Annotated in this window: 4 protein-coding genes; all 4 read right to left on the reverse strand. The window is 67.2% G+C overall.

All coding sequences use genetic code 11. From position 1 onward, the window contains the following. On the reverse strand, positions 1-349 hold a 349-nt coding region (locus ABZ749_RS31625), incomplete at its 3' end, for a nitrilase-related carbon-nitrogen hydrolase (RefSeq protein ID WP_357234254.1). Positions 350-488: 139 nt separating this feature from the next. Continuing rightward, on the reverse strand, positions 489-1,784 hold the full coding sequence (clpX, locus tag ABZ749_RS31630) for an ATP-dependent Clp protease ATP-binding subunit ClpX (protein WP_357234257.1): 1,296 nt from the start codon (positions 1,782-1,784) through the stop codon (positions 489-491). Between the two features lie 210 nt (positions 1,785-1,994). Next, on the reverse strand, positions 1,995-2,657 hold the full coding sequence (locus ABZ749_RS31635) for an ATP-dependent Clp protease proteolytic subunit (RefSeq protein ID WP_030333536.1): 663 nt from the start codon (positions 2,655-2,657) through the stop codon (positions 1,995-1,997). A 10-nt stretch (positions 2,658-2,667) separates the two neighbouring features. Beyond that, positions 2,668-3,309 carry an ATP-dependent Clp protease proteolytic subunit gene (locus ABZ749_RS31640; protein ID WP_007464111.1) on the reverse strand — a complete coding sequence of 214 codons (642 nt, stop codon included), beginning with the start codon at positions 3,307-3,309 and terminating at the stop codon, positions 2,668-2,670. Positions 3,310-3,627 lie beyond the last annotated feature (318 nt).

Below are 3,627 nucleotides of genomic sequence, written 5' to 3' on the forward strand. Positions count from 1 at the left end.
CCACGTCGTACAGGTGGATCTTGCGATAGCTCGCGGCCAGACTGCCGGAACGGTCGAAGACCAGCGAGGTGTTCCACGTGTGGTCCGGGTCCGGACCCGCCTCATGGAACGAACCGGCCACCACCCAGATCCCGAGCCGCCTGGCCACCCCGGCGAAGAAGCTGCCCACCTCCCCGTCGACCGGCTCCGGTTCGGGCAGCCCAGCGGCAGGACCCAGGTAGTCGACGTACTCGGGAAGGACGGCGAGATCCGCGCCGCCGGCGGCGGCGCGCTCCAGCAGGGCCTCAGCGGCCGCCAGATTTGCCTTACGGTCGTCCCGGGCGTTCAGCTGGCAGACGGCGACACGCATGAGCACAGGGTACGGCTGGAGGGCCGTGCACGGACAGCGCCACGGCCTGACCGGCACGGGCGGTGGTCACTGGCGAACGGCGCCGAACACGATCACGCCGGCCGCTCAGGTTCGAACGGCCGGCGGGACGCGAAAAGGATCAGGCGGACTTGTCTTCGCGGTCGCGCCGAGCCCGGCGCCCGGTGAACTCACGCGGCACGATGGTCGGGTTGACGTTCTCCAGGACAACCTCGCGGGTGATCAGCACGCGGGCGGCGTCGGGGTTGCTCGGCACCTCGTACATCGCGGAGAGCAGAACCTCCTCGATGATGGCCCGTAGACCACGTGCACCGGTGCCCCGGAGCATCGCCTGATCGGCGATGGCTTCCAGCGCCGGCTCGTCGAACTCGAGCTCGACACCGTCAAGCTCGAACAGACGCTGGTATTGCCGGACCAGGGCGTTGCGCGGCTCGGTGAGGATCCGAACGAGGGCGCTGCGGTCCAGGCTGCGAACGTTGGTGATGACAGGTAGCCGGCCGACGAACTCGGGGATCAACCCGAACTTGAGCATGTCTTCCGGCATGACCTGGCTGAAGATGTCGTCGGTAGACCGCTCGGAGACCGACCGGAGCCGGGCGCCGAAGCCGGTGCTGCCCTGCCCGGTGCGGGACTCGATGATCTGGTCGAGGCCGGCGAACGCCCCACCACAGATGAACAGCACGTTAGTGGTGTCGATCTGAATGAACTCCTGGTGTGGGTGCTTACGGCCACCCTGCGGCGGCACGTTGGCCACCGTGCCCTCGAGCATCTTGAGCAGCGCCTGCTGCACGCCCTCACCGGAGACGTCCCGGGTGATCGACGGATTCTCCGACTTGCGGGCGATCTTGTCGACCTCGTCGATGTAGATGATGCCGGTCTCGGCGCGCTTGATGTCGTAGTCGGCGGCCTGGATCAGCTTGAGGAGGATGTTCTCCACGTCCTCGCCCACGTAGCCCGCCTCGGTCAGCGCGGTGGCGTCGGCGATGGCGAACGGGACGTTCAACATCCGGGCGAGGGTCTGCGCCAGGTGCGTCTTGCCGCACCCCGTCGGGCCAAGCAGCAGGATGTTGGACTTGGCCAGCTCGACGGCGTCACTGCCGGAGCCCGGCGCGCCAGCCGCCTCGGCCTGGATCCGCTTGTAGTGGTTGTAGACCGCTACGGCGAGCGCCTTCTTGGCCTGATCCTGACCCACGACGTAGGTGTCGAGGAACTGGCAGATCTCCATCGGCTTGGGAAGCTCTTCCCACTTCACCTCGCCGGACTCGGCCAGCTCCTCTTCGATGATCTCGTTGCAGAGATCGATGCACTCGTCGCAGATGTAGACCCCTGGGCCCGCGATGAGCTTCTTGACCTGCTTCTGCGACTTGCCGCAGAAGGAGCATTTCAGTAGGTCGCCGCCGTCACCGATCCGTGCCACCTACGTTCTCCCTGCACTCATCGGCCGGAGACCCGGCCCTGACCTGCGGACGTTGCACGCCGCCCGGTTTGGTTCGCGCCGCCGGCACAGCCGGCGAAGCGGTACGGACCCGACGTTACCCGCTGGCGGGGCATTCTCCGACCCCCAAAACGGGTGTGTCAGAGGTCGGCCGGGAACGAAAGCCCCGGCCAACCTCTGACCCGGTACGGCTCAGCGGGCGGCGTTGGCCGCCAGCAAACCCTTCTTGCGGCTGGTCAGGATCGTGTCGACCAGCCCGTACTCCTTGGACTCCTCGGCCGTCATGATCTTGTCGCGGTCGATGTCCTTGCGAACCTGCTCGATCGGGCGGTTGCAGTGGCGGGACAGCATGTCCTCCAGCTGCGTACGCATCCGCAGGATCTCCCGGGCCTGGATCTCGATGTCCGAGCCCTGCCCGTAGCCGCCCTCGGTGGCCGGCTGGTGGATGATGATCCGCGAGTTCGGCAGGGCCATCCGCTTACCCGGAGTGCCCGCCGAGAGCAGCACCGCCGCCGCGCTCGCCGCCTGCCCGAGGCAGACCGTCGAGATGTCCGGACGGACGTACTGCATGGTGTCGTAGATCGCCGTCATGGCGGTGAACGAACCACCCGGCGAGTTGATGTACATGATGATGTCGCGGTCCGGGTCGGTGCCCTCGAGCGTCAGCAGCTGGGCCATCACGTCGTTGGCCGACGCGTCGTCCACCTGGACGCCGAGGAAGATGATCCGGTCCTCGAAGAGCTTGTTGTACGGGTTCGACTCCTTGACCCCGTACGACGTGCGCTCGACGAACGACGGCAGCACGTAGCGGTTGTGCACGGCCGCGAACTGGGGCGGCAGGCTCAGATCGGTCATCGTCAGCTCCTCAGCTCAGGGTCCCGGCGCCATCCGGAACCTGTGCGGCCCCGATGATCACCTTGTCGATGAAGCCGTAGTCCATGGCCTCCTGGGCGGTGAACCAACGGTCCCGGTCCGAGTCGGCCTCGATCTGCGACTGGCTCTGGCCGGTGTGGTGCGCGACCCGCTCCTGGAACATCCGCTTCGTGTAGAGCATCTGCTCCGCCTGGATGGCGATGTCGGACGCCGTGCCGCCCAGACCACCGGACGGCTGGTGCATCATGATCCGTGCGTGGGGCAGGGCGTACCGCTTGCCCTTGGTGCCCGCGCAGAGCAGCAGCTGACCCATCGAGGCAGCCATGCCCATCGCCACGGTCGACACGTCGTTGTCGATGAACTGCATGGTGTCGTAGATCGCCATGCCGGAGTAGACCGAGCCACCCGGCGAGTTGATCCACAGGTTGATGTCGCGGTCCGGGTCCTCCGCGGCGAGCAGCAGCAGCTGCGCGCAGATGCGGTTGGCGACCTGGTCGGTCACCTCACTGCCCAGGAAGATGATGCGTTCCTTGAGCAACCGGTTGTAGACCGAGTCGTCGAGGTTGCCAATGGAGTCGCCACCGCGCGCGTCAATCGCCCGGAGCGACTTCTTGGGGATGTGCATGTCGGTCATGGCAGCCCTTCGCTCTCCGTACCGTCTTTCCCGACACTAACCGCTGTGCGGGGCGGCAGAGTCCCGGTCGGGGCAGTGTTCGCTCTCAGCGCAGCTGTGTCGGGCGTACCCGCGGCGCGGGCTTCCGGGCGTACCCGGCAGTGCTTGCTGCCCGGGCGGACCCGGCAGTGCCTGCTGTCCGGGCGGACCCGGGAGGGAAACGGCCGCCGTCCGCCGCTGAGCGGTGGACGGAACTCCACGTCGAGCCCGGCGTCCTCGATGCCGCGGATCACCCGGACCGCCTCCGACGTACGGCACCGGGGCACCAGCCACCTTCGC

The sequence above is a fragment of the Micromonospora sp. NPDC047753 genome, from assembly GCF_040642735.1.
In the GTDB taxonomy this organism is placed as follows: domain Bacteria; phylum Actinomycetota; class Actinomycetes; order Mycobacteriales; family Micromonosporaceae; genus Micromonospora.

Coding starts and splice junctions, on each gene's coding strand:
- ABZ749_RS31635 (WP_030333536.1), bottom strand. CDS start 2,657: ATGACCGATCTGAGCCTGCCGCCCCAGTTCGCGGCCGTGCACAACCGC.
- ABZ749_RS31640 (WP_007464111.1), bottom strand. CDS start 3,309: ATGACCGACATGCACATCCCCAAGAAGTCGCTCCGGGCGATTGACGCG.